At 33.4% G+C, this 23,940-nt stretch carries 18 protein-coding genes; 13 read left to right on the top strand and 5 right to left on the bottom strand.

The window, feature by feature from the left end; translation table 11 throughout:
• Positions 1–5: 5 nt before the first annotated feature.
• The 13 genes from Q0X14_RS03365 to Q0X14_RS03305 all read left to right on the top strand — a co-directional run bounded on the left by Q0X14_RS03365 (position 6) and on the right by Q0X14_RS03305 (position 17,467).
• Positions 6–2,819 (top strand): hypothetical protein, encoded by a 2,814-nt coding sequence (locus Q0X14_RS03365; protein WP_297842416.1) that lies wholly within the window; start codon positions 6–8, stop codon positions 2,817–2,819.
• On the top strand, positions 2,816–3,949 hold the full coding sequence (locus Q0X14_RS03360) for a PQQ-binding-like beta-propeller repeat protein (RefSeq protein ID WP_297842413.1): 1,134 nt from the start codon (positions 2,816–2,818) through the stop codon (positions 3,947–3,949). The genes Q0X14_RS03365 and Q0X14_RS03360 overlap by 4 nt, the downstream gene beginning before the upstream one ends.
• Positions 3,950–3,965: 16 nt before the next feature.
• Complete coding sequence (locus Q0X14_RS03355; RefSeq protein WP_297842410.1) at positions 3,966–4,652, top strand: PEGA domain-containing protein; 687 nt, start codon at positions 3,966–3,968, stop codon at positions 4,650–4,652.
• Between the two features lie 26 nt (positions 4,653–4,678).
• Complete coding sequence (prmC, locus tag Q0X14_RS03350; protein ID WP_297842407.1) at positions 4,679–5,533, top strand: peptide chain release factor N(5)-glutamine methyltransferase; 855 nt, start codon at positions 4,679–4,681, stop codon at positions 5,531–5,533.
• The gene (dtd, locus tag Q0X14_RS03345) at positions 5,530–5,994 is read left to right on the top strand and encodes a D-aminoacyl-tRNA deacylase (protein ID WP_297842404.1); all 465 of its coding nucleotides are present in this window, start codon (positions 5,530–5,532) and stop codon (positions 5,992–5,994) included. Before prmC ends, dtd begins: the two co-directional genes overlap by 4 nt.
• A complete protein-coding gene (locus Q0X14_RS03340) occupies positions 5,991–6,896 on the top strand; it encodes a metalloenzyme (RefSeq protein ID WP_297842403.1) in 906 nt (301 codons plus the stop codon). Before dtd ends, Q0X14_RS03340 begins: the two co-directional genes overlap by 4 nt.
• Positions 6,893–9,280 carry a DNA internalization-related competence protein ComEC/Rec2 gene (locus Q0X14_RS03335; protein ID WP_297842400.1) on the top strand — a complete coding sequence of 796 codons (2,388 nt, stop codon included), beginning with the start codon at positions 6,893–6,895 and terminating at the stop codon, positions 9,278–9,280. The genes Q0X14_RS03340 and Q0X14_RS03335 overlap by 4 nt, the downstream gene beginning before the upstream one ends.
• Complete coding sequence (locus tag Q0X14_RS03330; RefSeq protein ID WP_297842397.1) at positions 9,281–10,432, top strand: 5-(carboxyamino)imidazole ribonucleotide synthase; 1,152 nt, start codon at positions 9,281–9,283, stop codon at positions 10,430–10,432.
• 8 nt (positions 10,433–10,440) lie between these two features.
• Positions 10,441–10,935 carry a 5-(carboxyamino)imidazole ribonucleotide mutase gene (gene purE, locus Q0X14_RS03325; RefSeq protein WP_297842395.1) on the top strand — a complete coding sequence of 165 codons (495 nt, stop codon included), beginning with the start codon at positions 10,441–10,443 and terminating at the stop codon, positions 10,933–10,935.
• A gap of 214 nt (positions 10,936–11,149) precedes the next feature.
• Entirely contained in the window at positions 11,150–13,333 is a 2,184-nt protein-coding gene (locus Q0X14_RS03320) for a T9SS type A sorting domain-containing protein (RefSeq protein WP_297842392.1), read from the top strand.
• 150 nt (positions 13,334–13,483) lie between these two features.
• Positions 13,484–15,613 (top strand): T9SS type A sorting domain-containing protein, encoded by a 2,130-nt coding sequence (locus tag Q0X14_RS03315; protein WP_297842389.1) that lies wholly within the window; start codon positions 13,484–13,486, stop codon positions 15,611–15,613.
• A 142-nt stretch (positions 15,614–15,755) separates the two neighbouring features.
• Positions 15,756–16,946, top strand: a complete 1,191-nt coding sequence (locus tag Q0X14_RS03310) for a choice-of-anchor J domain-containing protein (protein ID WP_297842386.1) — start codon at positions 15,756–15,758, stop codon at positions 16,944–16,946.
• An 83-nt stretch (positions 16,947–17,029) separates the two neighbouring features.
• On the top strand, positions 17,030–17,467 hold the full coding sequence (locus Q0X14_RS03305) for a hypothetical protein (RefSeq protein WP_297842383.1): 438 nt from the start codon (positions 17,030–17,032) through the stop codon (positions 17,465–17,467).
• Here Q0X14_RS03305 and Q0X14_RS03300 read toward each other — a convergent pair.
• The 5 genes from Q0X14_RS03300 to Q0X14_RS03280 form a co-directional block, all read right to left on the bottom strand.
• Complete coding sequence (locus Q0X14_RS03300) at positions 17,450–18,565, bottom strand: glycosyltransferase family 9 protein (RefSeq protein ID WP_297842379.1); 1,116 nt, start codon at positions 18,563–18,565, stop codon at positions 17,450–17,452. The two genes, Q0X14_RS03305 and Q0X14_RS03300, sit on opposite strands and share 18 nt — an antisense overlap.
• Positions 18,555–19,712 carry a glycosyltransferase gene (locus Q0X14_RS03295; protein WP_297842376.1) on the bottom strand — a complete coding sequence of 386 codons (1,158 nt, stop codon included), beginning with the start codon at positions 19,710–19,712 and terminating at the stop codon, positions 18,555–18,557. Before Q0X14_RS03295 ends, Q0X14_RS03300 begins: the two co-directional genes overlap by 11 nt.
• A gap of 38 nt (positions 19,713–19,750) precedes the next feature.
• Positions 19,751–21,259, bottom strand: coding sequence for a magnesium chelatase (locus tag Q0X14_RS03290; protein WP_366522795.1), 1,509 nt, complete (start codon positions 21,257–21,259; stop codon positions 19,751–19,753).
• Positions 21,260–21,263: 4 nt separating this feature from the next.
• On the bottom strand, positions 21,264–22,364 hold the full coding sequence (locus Q0X14_RS03285; protein WP_297842370.1) for a VWA domain-containing protein: 1,101 nt from the start codon (positions 22,362–22,364) through the stop codon (positions 21,264–21,266).
• A gap of 83 nt (positions 22,365–22,447) precedes the next feature.
• The gene (locus Q0X14_RS03280; RefSeq protein ID WP_297842368.1) at positions 22,448–23,932 is read right to left on the bottom strand and encodes a serine hydrolase; all 1,485 of its coding nucleotides are present in this window, start codon (positions 23,930–23,932) and stop codon (positions 22,448–22,450) included.
• Between the last annotated feature and the right edge of the window lie 8 nt (positions 23,933–23,940).

Here is a 23,940-nt window from a genome sequence, read left to right as displayed (position 1 = left end):
GAGTCTTGAAAATTCTTTTCAAGTTTATTACTGTAATTTTGCTATCCATTACAGCGGAATTACAAGCGCAATATTTTTTCTTCGGCAGAAATAAAGTTCAGTATGAAGATTTTGACTGGAAAGTTCTTCGTACAGAACATTTCAATATTTATTATTACGGAGAAATGGAAACCATTGCGGAAATTGGTGCTGCTTATGCCGAAGAAATTTACTCCGAACTTGCTGAAAAACTAAATCATGTTGTTACGAGAAAAATTCCACTGATATTTTATAACACTTCAATTCATTTCCAGCAAACGAACATCACGCCCGGATTTATTCCTGAAGGTGTTGGAGGTTTTTTTGAATTTCTGAAAGGAAGAGTAGTTATTCCTTCAACCGGTTCGCTATCAGATTTCAGGCATGTAATAAGACACGAACTTGTACATGTCTTTATGACAAACAAAGTATTTCGCGTTCTTCGTGATCACCGCCAACCGACTGATATGCTTCCTCCGCTTTGGTTTGTTGAAGGACTTGCCGAATATCTTTCAACAGAAGTTGATGCTCAGGCAGAAATGGTTATGCGTGATGCAGTGATAAATAATTACTTTGTTGGGTTAAAAGACATCTTTAAAATCTATGGTTCATTTCTTATGTACAAAGAAGGTCAGAGTTTTCTGGAATTTGTTGAAGAAAAATATGGAGCAGAAAAAATCCCTTTGATTCTTGAAAATTTCTGGATGTATAAAAATTTCAGTGAAGTTCTTGAACATACTCTGGGCAAATCAATAGATGAATTAGATAATGAGTGGAGTTATTATCTTAAAAGAAAATACTTCCCATTACTTTCCGATAAAGTTCCGCAGGAAATAGGTGCAAAAAAATTAACTTATTGGGGATTTAATTTCTCTCCGGTTTATCATCAAAAAAAAGATAGTAGTTTTATTTTCTTTAGTGCTAACCGTGATGGCTATTCTTCGCTTTACAAATTAGCTCTTGATAAAAATTATAATCCGGTTGATGAACCGGAACTTGTTTTACGCGGAGAGAAAACCGATGAGTTCGAATCTTTCCATCTTTTTCAGTCGAGTATTGATGTTTCAAAAAATGGAATTTTAACATTTGTAACAAAGAGTGGCGCAACTGATGTAATTCATTTTTTAGATGCTAATTCTTATCAACTTATTAAAACATTTCAAAGAGATTATTTGATTTCAATCAGTTCACCAAAATTTTCTGATGATGGAAATAAAATAGTTTTTCAGGCAGTTGATCAGAAAGGATTCAGTGATATTTATTATTATGATTTATCAATTGATACTCTTATTCGTTTAACGAACGATTACTATGACGATCGCGATCCTTGTTTTGGAATTTCAAACAAAATAATTTTTTCATCTGACAGAACTTCTGGTGAGTATTCAGGCAAGTATAATCTGTTTTCAGTTAGTCTTGATGATAAAGAAATAAGATATGTAACTCTTGCCGATGCAAATTTTTCAAATCCGGTTATTTCAAAAGATAAGACGAAATTATTTTTTACAAGTGACATTGATGGAGTTCGGAATATCTGGATGCAGAAAATTACTGATGGAAAATTTGAAAATAAGATTTATCAGATTTCAAATTTCTTTACGAGTGCATTTGACCCGAGAATAATAAACGATTCGATAATTGTCTTTTCAGGTTTCCAGAATTTCTCGTTTCATCTATACAGAAAAAATATGAACTTAAATCAGACCGATTCGCTTAACACTCTAACATTTGAATCCGAAAAACCAAAAGGCAAATGGCTTGCTTCGTCACTTCATTATGAAAGTGAATTCCAAAAATTAAAATATGAGAAAGAGTACGCATTGGATTATGCTCAAAGTGTTGTTGCAACTGATCCTGTATTCGGCACACGAGGCGGAGCAATTCTTACATTAAGTGATTTACTTGGAGATGATCAGTATTATATTCTGCTCTACAATACGGCTGAAGTTCAAAGTGATTTTCTGAAAAGCTTTAATGTTGCAATCACAAGAATTAATCTTTCGAAGCGGGTAAATTTTGGTTATGGAATTTTTCATTTTAACGGAAGAAGATATGACATCCGTGAATCGAACGAATTCTTTTATGAAAAAAGTTATGGCGGAACTTTTCTTTTAAGCTATCCTCTCACAAAGTTTGAACGCATTGAAGCTGCAACAACTCTTGCCGATACTGAAAGAGAAATTGTAGAAGGAATATCAGAAAGAAAAGCATTCCTTCTGAGCAATTCAATTTCAATAGTCCACGATAATTCTCTATGGAGTACTTCAGGTCCGGTTGATGGCTCGCGATGGCTCGTTCTTCTTGGTTATACGACTGACATCAAATTCAGTAATGTGAATTACTTTAGTGTTATTGCCGACTACAGATATTATTTAAGATTTGGACTAAGAACAGCGCTTGCAACACGAATTGGAATTTTTTATAACGAAGGTAAAGATGCAAGAAGATATTTTATGGGTGGAAGTTGGGATTTACGCGGCTGGCCCCGATGGTCAATTCGTGGTGAGAAAATGTGGTTAACTTCTCTCGAGTTTCGTTTTCCTTTGATTGATCAGTTGAATATTAAATTTCCTTTTCTTGATTTGGGTTTCTGGGGATTTCGTGCAGCAACATTTTTTGATGCAGGAAGTGCCTGGGATAAAGAATACAAAACAACTTATGGAAGTGTAGGAGTTGGTTTCAGATTTAACATATTCGGTGTGCTGGTTTTGAGATATGATATTGGTAAAAAAATAGAAAATGATTTCAGACAATTTCAACCGGGATTATTTTATCAGTTTTTCTTCGGATGGGATTTTTGAGAAAATTAATTTTAATAATATCAGCTTTGATTATTGCAGGTTGCGCTAAATCTCTGATTCAGTTTAGCAGCAAAAAAGTAGAAAATATTCATCCGATGTTTGGAAAAAACAGCGAAAGAAATTTTTATTATAATTTCATTTCATCAGACAGTTTAAAACTTATCTGGACAGCAGATGCATTCGGTAGTTTCAATAATTCTTCAGTTGTTGCAAATGATTCATTAATCTTTATTGCTGATCTTGCCGGAAGAATTCATGTTTTTAATCTTGAAAACGGAAAGCAAAGAGGAGTTCTTAAAACAAAAGGAGCAATTTTCTCAACACCGTTACTTTATAGATTAAGAATTTATTATCCACTTGTAAAAGATGGAAAGAAATTAACAGAGTTTATCGTATATGATTACTTTGCCGGAAAGGATTTGTACATAATAGAAATCGAAGACCTGATTACAAATCAAATGCTTTCAGATGATGAAGCAATTTATCTCTTTGCTGAAGATGGAACAATTTATAAATATGATTACGAAGCAAAATTACTCTGGTCAATCGAAACAAATCAGAATAATCATTTTGTACCGGCAATGAAAAAAGACAAAATATTTTTTGGTAATGATGCTGGTGAATTTATTGTTGTTGATTCAAAGCAAGGAGGAATTATTCATAGAGAAAAAATTACATCAGGTTTCTTTTCAGGCGCTTCAATAGATAACAATTTATGTTATCTCGGTGATGATGAAGGAAATCTTTATGCTATAGATATTGATACTTACAATATAAAATTCAAAATCAAAACTGATGGAAGAATACTGATGAATCCGGCTGTTGATGAGAAAAATATTTACTTCGGAAATATGAAAAGAATGTTTTATTGCATTGATAAAAATGATGGGAAAATTGTTTGGTCAAAAAAAATGAAAGGTTACTTTAATTCAACACCAGTTGTAACTAAATATCATTTGTTCGTGCCAAATCTGTTTAAATCATTATTGATTGTTGATAAATCAAACGGAGAATTGCTTAAAGAAGTAGAATTGGATAATCGCGCTAAATTATCTCCGGTAATTATCAACAATAAAATTATAATCGGATATGATGAAGGAGTTATTGCTGCGTATGAATTTATTAACTAAAATAATTTTGTTTTTTATGCTCACTATTTTTTCAATTCTTGCACAGGATTGTCACAATGTTCTGAAAATTAATTCTGATATAACTGAAGCAAATATTTATTTGAATGATTCGTTAGTTTCAAACAACGGAAAAATTGAATTAGAACTTCAGGATGGTGAGTATATAATCGTAGCAGATGAGATAAGTGACAGATGGAACTCAAAATCATTTTCGGATACAATTGAAATTTCTGGCTGTGAACAAAAAATCATTAATTATTTTTTCAAATCCGAAACACTTTTAGAATCAATACCTGAAGACGCTTATGTATTTTCAAACGACTCACTAATTGGATTTACTCCAATTAAAGTTCCGGGAACTTTTCAGGAATTAAGAATTTCAAAACCAGGTTTTATTGAAAAGAAAATTTTTCTGGATGGTAGTCCAGTTCAAAAAGTAAATCTGGATTTTAATGGAGTGACAAAATCTGAACCTTTTGTAAATACTACAATGTTCAAAATTCTCACTGGCTCTGCTATAGTACTTGGTGCAGTTACAGCATATTTCAAATTGAAAGCAGATGATAAGTTTGATGAATACAGATTTTCAGGTGATAAAAAATTTCTTGATGAGACAAATCGCTTTGACACTATAAGTGGAATTTCATTAGCATTATTTCAGATAAACTTTGGCTATATCATTTACAGATTTTTAGCTGAATAAATTTTCCTTCCTTATTTTTGCTTTGTATGATTACTGTTTTAGAAGCTCTTAATCTTTCAACCGATTATCTCAATAAAAAGGGAATTGAATCTGCCAGATTAAATGCAGAACTGATGCTTGCTTCAATTCTTAACTGCAAGCGATTGGAATTGTATCTTATGTTTGACAGACCTTTGGACGATAATGAACTTCAGCTATATAGATCATTCCTTTCGAGAAGAGCACAAAGAGAACCGCTTCAGTATATTCTTGGAGAAGTTGAATTTTTTAATGTAAAGCTGAAAGTAAATAAAAGCGTTCTGATTCCCAGACCTGAAACTGAACTACTTGTAGAAAAAATTATAAATGACTTTAAAGAGAAAACCCATTTCAGATTTCTTGATATTGGAGTTGGTTCAGGAAATATTTCAATTGCTGTATTGAAAAACTTGATTCAGGCAAATGCCGTTGCAATCGACATTAGTGAAGAAGCATTGTCACTTGCAAAAGGAAATTCTGTTTTGAATGAAGTAAACGACCGGATTGAATTTTTGAAGTTTGATATTCTGAATGATGATATAAAAAATTTGGGAAAGTTTGATATTGTTATTTCCAATCCTCCTTATGTCTCTGCAGATGATTATGAAACTCTTGAACCTGAACTTAAAGTTTACGAACCGAAAATTGCTCTTACTGATTTATACAATGGTTTTACTTTTTATAAAAAAATTATTGAACAATCTTCTTTGTTATTAAATGAAAATGGAAGGATTTATTTTGAGTTAGGGAAAGGTCAATCAGATGATGTGAAGATGATGCTAAAGGAAAAAGGATTTGACAAGATTGATATAATCAAAGACTATCAGGGAATTGAAAGAATCATTTTGGGAGAACTCAAATGAAAGTTGTTGTTCAGAAAGTTACTGAAGCAGGAGTTTATATTAACGATGAAAATTATTCTGCAGAAATCGGAAAAGGTTTGGTAATATTACTTGGAATTAAACACGATGATTCGATTGAAGATGTTAATTTTCTTGCGGATAAATGTTCGAACCTTCGAATATTTCTTGATGAGAATGAAAAGATGAATTTATCAGTTAAAGATGTTGATGGCGAAGTGCTGGTCATCTCACAATTTACACTTTATGGAGATGCTCAAAAAGGAAATCGACCGAGTTTTACCGACGCTGCAAGACCTGAAACAGCAATTCCACTTTATGAAAAATTTATTCAACGAATGAAAGAGAATCTTGGCGGGAGTAAAGTTAAATCCGGAATATTTGGTGCAATGATGCTCGTTAAAATTTTTAATGATGGTCCGGTTACTATAATTATTGACTCAAAGAGGCTGGAGAAAAATTGAATTCAGTTCTGATGGTTTTTATAGATGGTGTTGGAATTGGTAAAAAAGATTATGAGTATAATCCGTTTTTCAAATTAGGATTTAAGACATTTGAAAATATCTTCAAACAAATTCCTCACCTTCAGATTCCTGTTCTTCAAACTGATTCAATTTATCTTAAACCAGTTGATGCAAATCTCAGCGTTGATGGATTGCCACAAAGCGGTACCGGACAGGTTTCAATATTTTGCGGAGTTAACGCTGCTAAGTTAGTCGGAAATCATTTTGGACCTTTTCCTCATTCAAAAACAATTGATGTGCTGCGTGATAAAAATATTTTCAGAGAATTTCTGAACAGAGGCAAAAAAGTTTTTTTTGCAAACGCATATCCCAAAATATTTTTTGATTATCTTAAATCGGGCAAAACGAGATTGAGTGCTACTTCACTTAGTTGCAGATTGACAAATATAAGATTGAATACCGCAACTGATGTTCGTAAAGCGAAAGCTTTAACAGCGGAGATAACTAACGAGCGATGGAATAAAAAATTACATTATAACATACCTGTTATTTCTGCCCGAGCCGCTGCAAGAAGACTTTTACGAATTTCTTCAAATTACCATTTTACTTTGTACGAATTTTTTCTGACTGATCATCTTGGTCACGGAAGAATAAAAGATGAATTTCAGAATGTTCACAAAAATTTAGATGAGTTTTTATTTGAGTTGCTTACAAAATTCAATAAAGAAAAAATGGATATTATTATTTGCTCAGATCATGGCAATTACGAAGATTTATCAGTTAAAGGTCATACAAGAAATCCGGCTCTGTTTATCGCAGCAGGAAAAAATGCAAAGCAAATCGCTGATTCGGTTAATGATCTTACGCAAATTAAATCTGCAATAATCAAAAATTGTATGTGAAGAATTATCCTTTCATAAAATTTGCTATTCTGTTCATCATTGGAATCGTTACGGGAAGCTTGCTTTCTGTTTCAAACATACTTGTCTTTACTTTAACAATATCTTCAATAATTCTTTATATCACCTCAAAGAAAATTTTTAATTCGAAAATTCTTCAAATAATTTTATTTGCGGTATTTTCAATATCACTCGGATTATTTATTCAATCAATTCAAAAAGAAGAAATAAATTCAAAGCTGTCATCCTACCGGAAAGAAAAAAATGTTTCGGTAGTCGGAACAATTAAGGAAATAGAATTAAAAAGAGATTATGAAATTTCGTTTATTCTTCAAACCGATAGTGTTTCAATCGAAAACCGGGTTATCAAGACAAATGAAAATCTTTTATGCAGATTAAGAAGTGATAGCATTGACAGAAAGATATTTTACGATAATGCAAAACCCGGAAATAAAATTTTAGTCAAAGGAACATTTCAGCAGGGCAGAGATGTCCGGAATCCTGGTGAATTTGATTACAGAAAATTTCTTCTTTCCAAAGGAATCACAGGTTTAATAACCTCTTATGATTCTGCCTCTATTAGTTTCCTTTCTTATGAATATGATTTTTTCAATAACTTGATTTTCCAAACCAGAATAAATATTGATGAGTTGATTCATCAACTTCACAATTCTCAAACTGCTGGTTTATTGAGAGGATTACTTCTCGCAGACAGAACAGAGATTGACTACGAGACAAAACAAAATTTTGTTAACTCAGGAGTAATTCATATCCTTGCTGTATCAGGTTTGCATGTCGGATACATTTTATTATTCTTTGTGGTTTTGTTCGGACGGTTCAATATTTACACAAGATCATTCCTTACAATTCTCGGATTAATTTCTTTTATGATTATAACAGGTATTCCAGCTTCAGTTTTTCGAGCAACACTGATGTCAGTTATTCTTATAATTGCTTTTCTTTCCGGAAGAAGTACAAATCTTTTAAACTCAACCGCACTCTCAGCAGTTATAATTTTAATTTTCAAGCCAAATGAAATTTTTAATCCCGGATTTCAACTTTCATATTCCGCAGTACTTTCAATTGCTATCATTTATCCTGTAATTCAAAAAATTATACTTGAATTATCAATCACAAATAAATATTTGAAAAATATTTTACTGTTTGCCGGAGTTTCCCTGAGTGCTCAGATAGGGACTTTACCTTTCACACTTGCTTACTTCAATAAGTTATCTGTCATTTCATTGTTAAGCAACTTAGTTGTTATACCATTAGCAGGAATAATAGTTGGTTTAGCAATCATCACTTTAATGATTGGAAGTTTTATTCCGTCATTTGCAATTTATTTTGCAATAGTAAATAATGTTATCACTTCGTTAATGATGGATTTGATAAGATTCACCGGAAGTCTGGATTTTGCTTTCATTAGAATAAATAATTTTTCGCTGTTGGACTCAATTATTTTCTATTTATTCATAGCAATACTGATTTATTTATTCAGAATTTCTGAAAGTATTAAAATCAAGCTTGCAGTAACCTTAATAACATTTGCAAATATTTTTGTATTCACTCAATTCGATGACAAAAAACTTTTACCTGATGGAGTTTTAAGTGTAATGATGATTGATGTTGGTCAAGGCGATTCTTTTCTCATCAAGTTTCCAAACAACAAAACAGCAATCATTGATGCAGGTGTTGTTGATCCTTATTTTGATACCGGTGAAAGAATAATTATTCCATTACTTGATTATCTTGGAATTGAACAAATTGATTATGGATTTGTCAGTCATCTTGATACAGATCATTATGGAGGTTTTGCATCTTTACTTTATAATAAAAGAGTGAATGAGATTTACCGGCCAAAACCCGATTCATCCGATAAATCAATAAGGTTTGAAAAGGTTTTAGATAAGCTGAAAATTCCGAAATACATTTATGAAAAAAATAAAAAAGAAATTGGAAATGTGTCGTTATACATTCTGAATGACTTTAATGAAGAAGATTTCAATTCACTATCTTCAAATGACAGAAGCGGAATATTAAAGATTGTATTTGGTAAAACAAGTTTTTTATTTGTCGGTGATGCAGAAATTCCTGCTGAAAAAATTTACTTGCATTCAAACCGAAAATTTCTTGATTCTGATGTATTAAAAGTCGGGCATCACGGAAGTAAAACAGGATCTTCGATAGAATTTTTAGAAGCAGTCAGTCCGGAAATTTCTTTGGTTAGTGCCGGAATTAAAAATAAATTTGGACATCCATCTGAAATAGTTTTGCAAAGATTGAAAGAAATAAAGTCTGAAATTTTAAGAACGGATTCTCTCGGAGCAGTTCTGCTGCAATCTGATGGAAACAAAATTAAAGTTGTGGATTGGAGAAATTTCTGAATGGCAGTTTTAAGAAAAGATAGAAATACAGTAATTGGAATATTAGGTGGTGGACAGCTCGCTCGCATGTCTGCTATGCAAGCAATTCAATTGGGTTTTGATGTTGCGATATTGGAAAAAGAAAAAAAATCTCCTGCAGGAATTCTGACTAAAAAAGAGTTTATTGGTTGGGTTGATCAAAAAAAAATATTTGATGAATTTATAGAAGCAAGTGACATTATCACGCTTGAAAATGAATTCATTGATTATAAATATCTTGAGTACATAGAAAATAAAGGAAAGAAGGTCATTCCGGATTCTAAAACTATCTCATTAATTCAGGATAAGTTCATACAGAAAACTACATTTCAAAACTCAGGAATTCCTGTTCCAAAATTTCTGAATGTTAATGAAACAACTACTTATGAATTTATTAAGTCTGAACTTGGTAGCAAGTTTGTCTTGAAGTCAAAAAAAATGGGTTATGATGGATATGGAAATGCAACAGTAAAAAATAAAAGTGAATTTACAGAAGCTCTGCAAAGACTATCTGAAAGGCACACAGAAATTTATGCGGAAAAGTTTGTTCCTTTTGTTAAAGAACTAGCAATAATGGTTGTACGAACAAAAAAAGAAATTAAAACTTATCCCATAGTTGAGACAATTCAAAAAAATCATATTTGCCATACAGTTATTGCACCTGCCAGAGTAAACGAAAAAATAATCCGTTCTGTAAACGAAATTGCTGTTGAAGCTGTTAGGTCAATCAATGGCTTTGGGATTTTTGGAATAGAATTTTTTCTGCTTGAAGATGATTCTGTTTTGGTTAATGAAATAGCCCCTCGACCACATAACACTGGACATTATACAATTGAAGCTTGCACAATCTCACAATTTGAAAATCATATCAGAGCAGTTCTTGATTTACCATTAGGAAATACTGAATTAGTTCAACCCTATGCTGTTATGATAAATTTGTTAGGAAAAAGAAATGGTGTAGGTGTAGTGCAGAATTATTCTGAAGCTTTGAAAAGTAATAATGTCCATCTGCATATTTATGGTAAAGCTGAATCGAGAATAGGAAGAAAGATGGGACATATTACAATCATCGGTTCGGATTTGAATAAAATTCTTTTGCAGGCGAAAAAAATAGAAAAGCAAATAATCATATGAGGAATAAAATGAAAAAATCTAAACCTTTAGTTGGAATAATAATGGGCAGTGATTCAGACTTACCGGTAATGAGTGAGGCAGCAAAGATTCTTGATGAGTTTAATATTCCTTATGAAATTAAAATCGTTTCAGCTCATCGAACTCCGGACTTGATGTTTAGCTATGCAAAGAGTGCTGCAAAGAGAGGACTCAAAGTAATTATAGCAGGTGCTGGTGGCTCAGCGCATTTACCTGGTATGACTGCATCGAATACAATTCTCCCGGTGATAGGTGTTCCGATAAAGTCAAAATCACTTGATGGTTTGGATTCATTATTATCAATAGTTCAGATGCCGGTAGGAGTGCCAGTCGCTACTGTTGCTATTAATGGAGCTAAGAATGCAGGCATTTTAGCTGCTCAGATATTAGGTTTGGAGGATTCCTCTTTATCGGCTGCACTAGTCAGGTATAAGTTGAAGATGAAGAATGAATCTTTAAAGAAAAATTCTAAATTGAATAATTGAGTAATACTCTGGCACAAAATTTTTTTTTACAATTATTCAAATATTTCTTGTATTTAATTCCATTTATCAATAAAATTCCATTGTAAAAATTACTACTTGCTTAAACGAAATAGATAATTAAATCCTGGACTGCAATATTTTCTTACAGTAAGAAATTTTTTGCTTCCATTTTGAATTAACTAACTAATCGTTCAACAATCTCAAGGAGGGTCTGATGACCAAATCTATTCAATCTCTACTGATGGGATTAGCTTTAATATTTAGCTTTTCTCTATCAGTTCTTGCTCAAAGTTCTGAACATTCCTTCGGTCTAGCACCTAATGTGCAGAATCTGAAAGGGGAAACCGCTTATGGTGAAGGAGCTAATTTACCTGAATCATTATATGGTTATGGAACTGATGCTCTATCTACACCAGCTAACGCTTTCGTTCAATTTCCATTTCCTGCTGGTTCGCCGCTTACTCCTGTTTCAAACGGACCAGATTGGTTATCTGGTGCAGATTTTGGACCAGGTGGACTAATATATGGTTGCGGTTATGGAACCGGTGCTGCTCCATTTACTTTGTATTCAGTTAATCCGTCGACGGGTGCTTTCAGTGTTATTAGTAACAGTGTAAATGTGACAGGAACAGTTACAGGTATGGGATACCACGAAGCAAGTAACACAATGTATCTTGCCTCAACAACTGGAACAGTTTCTTACCTTTACACAATTGATGTCAATACTGGTAACACATCATTAATCGGCACTGTCACAAACTCAGCACTTTTAATTGCAATTGCTGTTAATTGTGCAGGACAAATTTACGGTGTTGATTTAAGTGATGTACTTTTGAGCATTGATCCTAATACCGCTGCTGGAACAGTAATTGGTAATATAGGATTCGATGCTAATTTTGCGCAGGATGCAGATTTTGATGCTACAACCGGAGTTATGTATCTTGCTGCATATAATAATACATCTAGCCAGGGACAATTCAGATCAGTTGATTTGAATACAGGAAATACAACCTTAATTGTAGCCTGGTCTGGTTCAGAAATTACAGGAATGGCTTTAGATGGTACTTGCGGACCACCTTGCCCGGTTGGTCAACCTTCTAATCCAAATCCTCCAAGTGGTTCTATAAATGTTCCAATCAATCCTGGAAACGCTACCTGGACAAATGGTGCTGGTACTACTGCAGTAGAAGTTTGGTTTGGTCCTGTTGGAAATCTTTCTCAGGTTTACAATGGCTCCCCAATAACTTCAATCGCTATTCCAGGTCCATTAAATTATAACACTAATTATGGTTGGAAAGTGGTAAATAAAAATGATACTTGCAGTGTATCGGGTCCAGTCTGGACATTCAGAACAGAACTTAATCCAGGAACTTTGTTTAGCGAACCGTTCAACGATCTTTCGAACTGGACGCCGGTAGGTCCACTTGGTTTAACAAACTGGTCTACTCAGAGTTCAAATAATGCAACAGGTCAGTCAGCACCTGAATTAAGATTCAGCTGGAATCCTTCATTTAATGGTGCTTCATATCTTAAGTCTGTTGCAATCACTGGTCCAACAAATCAGGAATTAACACTCACTTTGAAACATTTCCTTGACTGGTACGCAGACCCAAGCGGTTCAATGGGTATTGCAGTAACCTATGATGATGGCGCAACATATACACCATTATGGCAATTAACTGACCCAACAGGAAATGTCGGACCAGAACAAATTTCTGCTAACTTTACTGCAACATCTTCACCATTTAAGTTGGCATTGTTCTACAACGGTAATTCATTCAATATCGACTTCTGGTATGTTGATGATATTGAAGTTACTTATATAATTCCTGTTGAATTAACTTCATTTGTTGCAACTTCAATTGGAAATAGTGTTGAACTTAATTGGTCAACCGCAACAGAAACAAATAACCAGGGCTTTGAAATCCAGAGAAGCAATGGTGGTGAATTCGTAAAAGTTGACTTTGTAGCAGGCAATGGAACAACTGCTCAGCCACAATCATACAGATTTGTTGATCAGAATGTTCCTGCAGGAAAATATACATACAGATTAAAGCAGATTGATTTCAACGGTCAATTTGAATATTCACCTGCAGTTGAAGTTGATGTAACTGGAGTAACCGAATACTCATTACATCAGAATTATCCTAATCCATTTAATCCATCAACATCAATCAGTTTTGATTTGGCAACCGAATCAAAAGTTACACTAAGAATATTTGATATTCTTGGACAGGAAGTAGTAACAGTATTTTCTGGTAATCTCAATGCAGGAAATCATAAAGTTGATTTCAATGCAAATGGATTAAACAGTGGTGTTTACTTCTATCAGATTGATGCAACCGGAATTGATGGTAAAACATTCTCAGCAACAAAGAAGATGATTTTGAATAAGTAACTATTCAAAAGATAATTTTCTCGAAAAGCCGGCTGGAAACAGTCGGCTTTTTTTATGAGTAATATTGACTGGTAATTAATTTTTATATAAGTTCGTTTTCGGATTTCAACCAACTAACTAATTTCACTCTATAAATATCAAGGAGGATCTATGCAGAAAAAACTATTCTTTCTTTTTTCTCTAATTCTTCTTTGGTCTGTCATTCCTGTAATTGCTCAGGACAATTCTAAAGAAGTTAACAGAGACAGAACTTATTCTGAACCACAGAAACTGGAATATCAAACTATTCCACTTGAAAGTTCAGAAGCAGTACTGTTTGATAACGGACCATTAGTAACATTGCCGGGAGGTGGCTGTAGTGGTGGAGATGCCAGTATTCTGGATGGTACTCTTGGTTTAACAGTTTATGGCTTTGGTGCGCAACAAGCAAGCGGAAATTATATTGCAGATGATTTTACAAATACTGCAGCGTGGAATATTGATTCGTTGAAATTTTTTGCATACCAAACCGGTGCGACCACAGTTACCATAAATGGAATTTATGTACAAATCTGGAATGGACAGCCAAATGCAGGTGGTACAGTTATTTGGGGAGATTTAACTACAAACAGACTTTCAGCTGCGAGATTCACAAATATTTACAGAGCATTGAATACAACACCTACTGATTGTAACAGAAGAATTCAGGAAGTAGTAGTAAACACAAGCGGATTAAATCTTGCACCTGGAAATTATTGGATTCAATGGGGATTTACCGGAACAGGTACTTCTGGTCCATGGCAACCTCCAGTTACTATCTCAGGACAAACTAATACTGGTAACGGATTACAAAATTTAGCCGGAACCTGGGGAGACTTGCTTGATGGAACCTTCCCTCAGGGAGCCCCATTTATTGTTTATGGAACTTCAGGGCCACCTTGTCCTGTAGGTGCACCTAGCAACCCAAATCCTGCAGATGGTTCAACCAACGTTTCCATAAATCCGGGTAATGCTACCTGGACAAATGGTGCAGGTACAACTCAGGTTGAAGTTTGGTTTGGTCCTCAAGGAAATTTACAACAGGTTTATAACGGTCCTGCAATAACTTCTTTAGCTATTCCTGGTCCACTAATGTACAATACCACTTACGGTTGGCGAGTTGTTTGTAAGAACGATACCTGTGGTGTAAGCGGTCCAACCTGGACTTTTACAACAGAACAGGACCCCAATCTTTGGTGCTTTGTTGACAATTTCGAAAGTGGTACGGGCAATTGGACAATAGTTGACAATGGAGGCAATCCGCCTACCTGTGTTTGGACAATTTATACCCCTCCATATCCAAATGCCTACACGATTCCTAATTCCTCAGGTGGTGTTTTTGCAGCAGATGTTGATGAATGCGGAAGCGGTTCCAGCTTAAATTCTACCGCAACAATCACTAATCCTTTTGATTTCTCTATTTATCAAACTGTTGTAATTGAGTTTGATCAGGACTTTAATGCATTAACTGCAAACGATGCTTGTTATGTTGAAGTAAGCACTGATGGAACAAATTGGAATATAGTTTGGCAACAGGTAGGAGTAGATTTGAGAAATACTCACGAAATTGTAGATGTAAGTTCTTCGGGTGCATTGCAATCAACATTTTATGTAAGATTACGCTCAGTACAGCCCGGATGGGATTGGTGGTGGGCAATAGATAACTTCAAGGTTTGTGCAAGCAATCCAATTCCAGTAGAATTAACTTCTTTTGTTGCATCTGTAACTGGAAATAATGTTACACTTAATTGGTCAACTGCAACCGAAACAAATAACCAGGGCTTTGAAATTCAGAGAAGCAACGGTGGTGAGTATCAGGTTGTTGGTTATGTTGCCGGACACGGAACTACAGTTGAACCAAAATCTTATAGCTACACAGATCAGAATGTTGGTAGAGGAAGATATCAATACAGATTAAGACAGATTGATTTTGATGGTAAATCTGAATATAGCTCTGTTATTGATGTTGAAGTTATTGGACCAAAAGAATTCAGCTTGGCTCAGAACTATCCAAATCCATTCAATCCATCAACAACGATTGACTTTACATTGGCAGTTGATAGCCGTGTAACATTAAAGATATTTGATGTATTGGGACAAGAAGTAATGACATTAGTAAACGGAAATTATACATCAGGCAGCCATAAAGTTAATTTCGATGCAAGTGGATTGAATAGTGGAGTTTATGTTTACAGAATTGATGCAACCGGAATTGATGGTAAAACATTCTCAGCAACAAAGAAGATGATTTTGAATAAATAGTATTCAAATAAATCTTACTATTAAGCCGGCATTGGAAAACTTCTAATGCCGGTTTTTTTATAAACTATTGACAACTATTAAATTTTTTTTTATTATTGCCGCAGAATAACTAATCATTCCAACAAATAAAAAAGGAGAAATAATGAATAAACTTCTAACATTTTTGTCTGTTTTTCTATTGTTTAGCAGCACTTTGTTAATTGCACAGGATGAGCAATTAACTCAGGAACAAAAACTCTATCTTGATCAGTTTGGAAACCCGTCGGTTGCAGAGAATATTCCCGTTAGAACAAATGGTGTGATCAAATGGTCGGAAGGTTTTGAAGATGCTACATTCCCTCCAAGCGGATGGAATGTTTATAATGTTGATGGAGGAACTCAACTATGGTTGCGCTATACAACCACTCCAATTTTCGGTTCCGCATCTGCTGCAATAAGGTGGGAAAGTTCAACTCTTACAAATGACGATTGGTTGGTAACTCCACAATTTCTTGTTGATGCAGGAGATACACTAAAATTCTGGGCTAAAATGCAAAGCACTTTTTATACTGATTCTTGTCAAATTTATTATTCTACAACCGGAGGAACTCCTCCAACCGATTACAGTTACATTACCACAATCATTCCAACTACAACCCCTGAACTTTATCAGGTCGATTTAAGTTCTCTGGCTGGTCAAAATGTTTTCCTGGCTTTCAGGTACAATGCACTTGATCAGTTCAGATTATATCTTGATAGTGTTTATGTTGAAAACTCAGTTGTACCGGTTGAACTGACTTCTTTTGTTGCAAGCATTACAGGAAACAATGTTAAACTTATGTGGAAGACCGCAACTGAAACAAATAATATGGGATTTGAAATTCAAAGAAGCAATGGTAGTGATTTCAAAGCAATTGGTTTTGTAAATGGAAAAGGTACAACCACTGAGACTCAAACCTATTCATTTGAAGATAAAGGACTCCAAACAGGGAAATATTCATATCGACTTAAACAAGTTGATTTTGACGGTACATCTGAATATAGCTCTGTTGTTGAAGTTGAGATCCTTGGACCAAAAGAATTTAGCTTAGCACAGAACTATCCCAATCCATTCAATCCATCAACCACAATCAATTTTAGTTTAGCATCTGATAGCAAAGTTACCTTAAAAGTATTTAACATACTTGGGCAGGAGTTATTAACTTTAGTTAATGGTAATTACTCAGCAGGAAATCATAAAATTATTTTCGACGGTAGTAATCTAAATAGCGGTATTTATATGTATAGGTTAGATGCAACCGGAATTGATGGTAAAACATTTTCATCAGTTAAGAAAATGATTCTGAATAAATAATCTTAAATATTTTTTTGATAAGCCGACTGAAAATCAGTCGGCTTTTTTTATTATTTTCTTGAAGAATTTTTGAAACTTATCTAATGGCTATACAAAACATTGAACTTCTCGAAAAGCTGAAACAAACCCTGGATTTGGAAGTAACATATCCTCCGGTTTTAATTGCAGTTTCATTTTTTATTTTTCAATCAGTTGATAATTCATTACCAGTTCTAACTATGTTAATTATTGCAGCAGCAAAAATGGCGATTCCGTTTATTGTTTATGTTTTAATTAAGGAAAAGAAATTCGGTTGGATATTATCACTATTGGTTTTTATTGTTATTCCATCGGTTATAATTTATTTTATAATCAGAGAATCTATTTTCAGTAAATACTTTTTGCTTATACCATTTATTATTTTCTTCTTTTATTGTCTGCTGCTAAAGAATTCTGTCAGAGATTGGTTAGCTGAAGCTCAGGCAAGAGAAGAAAGAGAAGAAATGAAAAGTGAATCAGCTAAACTAAAACTTGATGAGTGAATTTATTTTTTCTAAAATCATATCAGATGTAATCTTATCCATACAGTTCGGAACAAAATCACAATCCTGTTTATAGCAAACCAAACAATCCATATCAGGAGTAATTTTTATTATTCTTCCATAATCCTCAATTTCATTACTTGATGTCGGACCAAATAAACAAATTACTCTTTTGTTTAATGCAGTTGCTGCGTGTAAAGCTAATGTATCACCGGTTACAAGAACATCAACTAACTCTATTAATGAAAAAAACTGTCGTAAAGAATTGTTTGTACCTGTGTCAATAACGCGATCTGAAAATGATTTAAGGGTATTAACAAGTTCGATTTCAATTTCACCACCGAAAAGCAGAATTCCAATTTCAGTATTTTCACTTAAAGCTTTGATTACTTCTTTGAATCCTTCAATTCTCCACTTTTTATATTTCCAACGACGACTGCCGCCTGTATTTAAGCCAACGATAAATTTGAATCGGTCAAGTTTGTTCTCATTAAAAAAATTCTCTCGAAAATTTATCTCTTCTTCAGTCAGATTTAAGATGATTTCATCTTTGCGATATTTTAGTTTCAGCAGAGAGTGAATTATTTCCTGATAAGTTTTTTTATTTGCTTTTTTCAACTGATCAAAAGCACCCATTTCAAACCATTCAATCGCTTCTTCGTTGCATACCTGAACTTTACCTTTATCATCTAAAGTAAATCCTCTTTTTTCTTTTGCAGGAATAATTTTAGCGTAGGCAGAACTAACAGGATTAGCATCAGGATGTAAAATCAAATCAAAGTTTTGTGATAATAGTTTTGGAAGAGTAAAATTATTTTCGACTGCTAAAACCTCATCAACTAAACCGTTGCCAATAAAAATATCTGTTGCATTTGATTTCGTTAGCCAGCTAACACGGCTTTCAGGAAATTCTCTTTTTATTGCCGGAAGAATTGATGTGGTTCTTAAAACATCACCTATCGCATCAAACTTTATTATTAAAATATTTTCACCAACTTTTTTATAATACTCACAATCATTACAAGTCTTTCCAAATTGCTTATTTGCAAAGCAAGGTCTGTCACCAGGAAAATGAATACAATCAGTCTTAAGAATCATTGTTATCCTCTAAAACTTTGTTGATGATTTCATTTAAGTTGTTGAACCTATTTGACTTAACAAATTCAGCAATGTTTTTTCTAAAATCAATTTTGTTTTCAATTTCAAAAAATTTTTTAATTGTATTTGCAAGTGAATCTGCTTTAGCTTCATCAACTACTAAACCTGTAAATTGGTCAATAACAAATTCTGCTAAACCACCGACTTTGGTAACAATAACCGGTTTTCTGAATCCATAAGCTAAATTTAATATCCCACTTTGTGTTGCATTTCGATAGGGAAGAACGACCACATCGGAAACAAGAAAATATTCCTTAACCTTTTCGTTTGGTATGTATTCATTTTGCATAATTACTCGTTTTTCCAAATCGTACTTTTTTATTAATTCAGAATAAAATTCTTTATCATCGTAAAATTCACCAGCTACAATCAATTTAATTTTTTGAGATTCAGATTTAAGAATATTTAATGCTTCTAATAAAATATCGAGTCCTTTATATTTTCTGATATATCCAAAGAACAATAAAACTTTTTCATCTTCTGATATGGAAAATTTCCGTTTCAATGAGTTTATATCTTCTGCATTACCCGATAAATGATCATATATCGGAAGTTCGGAACGATAAATCTTTTTGTTCTTGAAATTTTGTTTTAATTCATCCTCAACTTTTTGAGAAAGCGCAATGAAATATTTTGCATGATGAAGTCCAATTCTGGTAAGCCATCTATCAATAAAATGTCCTTCGTGAGAAATATAATTTTCAGTTATAAAGAGAATTCTTTTCTTAAGTTTTTTATTTATGAATGAACTTATAAAGAAATGACATAAAGCAAAATAAGGATGCCACCAATCGAATATTATTAAATCAGGTTTTTCAGAATTAATTCTTGAAGCAATACTAATCCAATTGAATGGATTTAATGAATTTACAATTCTTTCCGAAGGAATTTTTTTTATTTCACCACTTGTATCGAACTGTGTTTTACCAGGGAATAAGAATGAAGGATATAAAAGTTTGTAATTAAAAATTTTTACTTCGAACTCTTTGGAAAGTGTTTCATAAACAAATGAAACATATAAAGAATTACCACCACGATAAGGATAAGTTGGTCCGATAATGATTATTTTCTTTTTGCGAGAATTCAAAATTTAACCGGAAAATTTCTTCGGCAAAGATAAAAATATTATTTGAAGAAATCAGAATCCTCATCAATATCAAAATCATCTTCAGGTTTCATATTAAACATTGAACTCAACATATCCTTGAACTGAATGCCATTTTCTAATTTGAATTTACTCAGCATAGAAAATTCAGATAAACCATAAATAACAAATTCCATAAATAACAAAGTAAGTCGTTCATCTGCATCGGGTTGAAATTCGTCAACAACTTTTTGTAAACCCGGTATTGAGCGCAATGTCTTTGAATATTCTTTATCTGACATCGAAGTTAATAAATCAACACTGTTACCCTTACCAAACCAGCTTATGATTTGAGAGTATGGATTGTTTGCCTGCTTTTTCTTTATCTGTTCAGGGTTTGGGAAGTACTGTTCAAACGCAGAGCGAATAGCTTTACCGATGAGAATCTGTGCAACTTTAGCAGGACCTTCTTGTTCACCTTCGTAAACTAGTTCAATCTTACCGGTGATTGCCGGAATTACCCCAACCAAGTCACTAATCCTCGCTGTTGTTTGATTTTCATTATTCAAAATTCTTCTTCGCTCAGCAAAGCTAACAAGATTTTCAAATGCAGAAATTGTCAATCTTGCAGACACTCCACTTTTCTCATCAACATATTCACTTTCACGAGCTTCAAAAGCAATTTGCTCGATTATTTGCTTCAATAACTCAGGCACGATGATTTTTTCTCTCTGCTCATTAGTGAGCTGAGCTTCCTGTTCAGTAATCATTTGTGAAACCAAAGTTGATTTCGGATAATGCGTGAGAATCTGGCTATCAATTCTGTCTTTTAATGGCGTTACAATTGAGCCACGATTTGTATAATCTTCAGGATTTGCAGTAAAGATAAATTGAATATCAAGTGGTAATCTGATTTTGAATCCTCTTATCTGAATATCATTTTCCTGAAGAATATTAAAAAGTGCAACTTGAATTCTTGCTTGCAGATCCGGTAATTCGTTTATTACAAAAATTCCACGATGAGATCTTGGAATTAGTCCAAAGTGAATTACTCTTTCATCTGAGTAGGGAAGTTTTAATGCAGCTGCTTTAATTGGATCAACATCACCAATCAAATCTGCAACAGTAACATCAGGAGTTGCAAGCTTTTCCGTATATCTTTCCGAACGATGAAGCCAGGAAATTTTAGTATCATCACCAAATTCTTTTATCAAATCTTTTGCGTACTTTGAAAGAGGATTAAAAGGATCATCATTTATTTCAGAACCTTCAACAACGGGAATATATTCATCAAGAAGATTGGTAAATAATCTTGCAACTCTGGTTTTAGCTTGTCCTCTTAATCCAAGCAAAATTATATTATGTCTTGAAAGAATTGCAGTTTGAAGTTCAGGAATGACTGTATCATCATATCCAATTATTCCTTCAAAAGGATTTTTTCCTTGACGAAGGAATTCAATCATGTTTTTTCTGAGTTCTTCTTTTACAGATAAAGTTTTGTAACCGCTTTTCTTTAAATCTCCGATGGTTTTGATTTTACTAATGTTCATACTGCTATCTGACTTTCTTTCTTCTGTTTCTGATGTAATCTTCAAAAATGAAATCACCTAAATTATTAAGCGAACTGTAAAAAGCTCTTCCGTTATTTATCCTGGTAAATTCTCGAACAAATTCCTGAAGATAAGGATCGCGAGCTATCATATAAGTCGTGATTGTTATTCCAAGTCTCCTGCATATCGCTGCCTGATCTAAAGTTTTATTCAAAATTTTTCTATCAAGTCCAAAACTGTTTTTGTAATATTTAACGCCTTCTTTCAAACAAGTTGGTTTGCCATCCGTAATCATGAAAATCTGTTTGTTGTTGGTTTTCTTTCTTCTCAGAATGTCTGTAGCTAACTGAATTGCTGCAACAGTGTTTGTATGATAAGGTCCAACCTGAAGATAAGGAATGTCTTTTATATCGATTTGCCAGGCATCGTTACCAAATACAATTACATCCAAGGTATCTTTGGGATATTTAGTGGAAATCAATTCTGCCAAAGCAATTGCAACTTTTTTTGCAGGAGTAATTCTGTCTTCGCCATATAAAATCATTGAATGAGAAATATCTATCATTAGTACTGTTGAAGTAAGCGCTTTGAAATCTCTTTCCTCAACTTCCAGATCATTTTCTGTTAATTTGAATTCATCAATACCATGGTTTATCTGTGCATTTCTGATTGAACCTGTAATATCAATCTGTTCAATCATATCACCGAAAAGATATTCTCTTCTTTCCGAAGTTGGTTCATCACCAATACCGGGACTGAAAGTTTGGTGATTTCCTTTCATAGATTTTTTTATTTTACTGAAAATTTCCTCAAGAGATTTTTTCCGTATTGTTCGATCGGTCTTTGAAGTTGGTATAAGTTGAATCCCGTTTTCATCTTCTTTGATGTAACCTTGTTTCTTTAAATCCTCAATGAAGTCACCCATTCCATAATCATCGTTTGTAATTTTGTATTGTCTGTCTATATCATTCATCCAATCTAAAGCTTCAGCAACATTTCCTGAAGTAATAAGTAAAAGATCGAGAAAAATCTTCAAAAGATTTTCAAATGCAGTTTTTGATTTCTGCTTTGATGGTATGTATTTAGTGAATCTATAGCCAATCATAATTATTAAAACAAAAAGTATTATTGAAAGTTCAAATGAATTTATGAATGGAAAAATCTTAACTGTTTTCCTGTGGCAAAGTATTATTTTTTGGTGAGCTTGTCAATCATATTTTTTACATATGAATCGTCGGGCTTGAGGGCGAGTGCTTCGCGATAATATCTGATTGCCAGACCATCATTCTTATCTTTATTGTAAGTATCGCCAAGCGCTTTTAGAATTGAAAAGTTATTTGGATTTCTTCGGTTAAGGACACGAAGATATCTGACTGCATCAGAAATTCTGTTTATTTCGGTAAGTGCTGTCCCGACATAAACACATTCGTCAATGCTTAGATTAAATTCAGGATCCTGTATATCATAAAGTCTGTTGAATTCAAAAAGCAGACTATCAATTCCGAAAGAATTATATTTGTCAAAAAGATGATCTGCCAGGGTTTTAGTGATTCGTATTTCTTTTCCTTTTATTATTTGAATTAAATCTCTTGCAGGATTGCCCAAATTTCGATCACGGATATTTATAAGATAAACAGCAGCCAACTTCTCTTCTGGCAATATCATTAAACCCGAGGAAAATCCTGTTCCTCTGCCTTCGTGTCCAAACCATTTTAATGAATCAGATGGATCAGATAATGAAAATCCAAAACCATAATTTATTCTCTGACCGGTTTTAAGAAATGTTGGTTTGATCATCATTTCAAGTGTTGAATTCGAAATCAAAGTCCCATCAAATAATGCTTTGACAAAAAGAAGTAAATCTTCAGATGTGGAAATCAATCCTCCACCGGCAACTTTCAAACTCAAATCTGCAAGTGGTGCGTTAATAAATCTTCTGTCCGGAGATTTTTCATACCCTCTGACTCTTTCATAAATAATGCTCCTTTGCCTATCAACTCTTGTTGATTTCATTCCGGCAGGTTCGAAAATGTTTCTTCGCAGATAATTCTCGAAAGCAGTTTTTGAAACATTTTCAATCAAAGCAGCTAACAGAGAATAACCGAGTGAAGTATAATTATATTTTGTTCCGGGTTCGAATAATAAATCATCATTAGCGAAAGTAAGAACAGCATCACGAGTCGTTGAATAAAACATTTTACTGTTAAATTCTTCTTCACTTTTATATGAACGAATACCACCTGTATGAGTTAAAATATGCCTTACTGTTAGCTTCCATTTTTTCTTTGGAAAGTAGGGAACATAAGTATTTATTTCTGCATCAAGATCAATCAATCCTTTTTCATAAAGCTGCATTACAGCAACAGCTGTTATTGATTTTGTAATTGAAGCAATTCTATAAAGAGAACTGTTTTTTGCTGGAACAAAATTTTCAAGGTCAATTAGTCCTTTTGCATCGAGCCAATAAATTTTATCCTTTCTGTAAACTCCTGCAGAGATTGAGGGAATTCGTTTATAGTCAATGTAAGTTTGAAGATATGATGATAACTTTTTGAAAGTCTCAATATCATTCTTCTGTGAATAAAGGTTACTTGAAAAAATTAAAATAAAAGAAGCAAACAGAAACAGTATTCTGACACAAACGAAGGGAGATTTTCTTTTTGATAGATTCATAATAAAAA

Origin of the sequence: Ignavibacterium sp. (assembly GCF_025998815.1) — a bacterium.
Lineage (GTDB): Bacteria > Bacteroidota > Ignavibacteria > Ignavibacteriales > Ignavibacteriaceae > Ignavibacterium.
The sequence above is the reverse complement of the archived record's forward strand: the minus strand, read 5'-3'. Positions and strand labels throughout refer to the sequence as shown.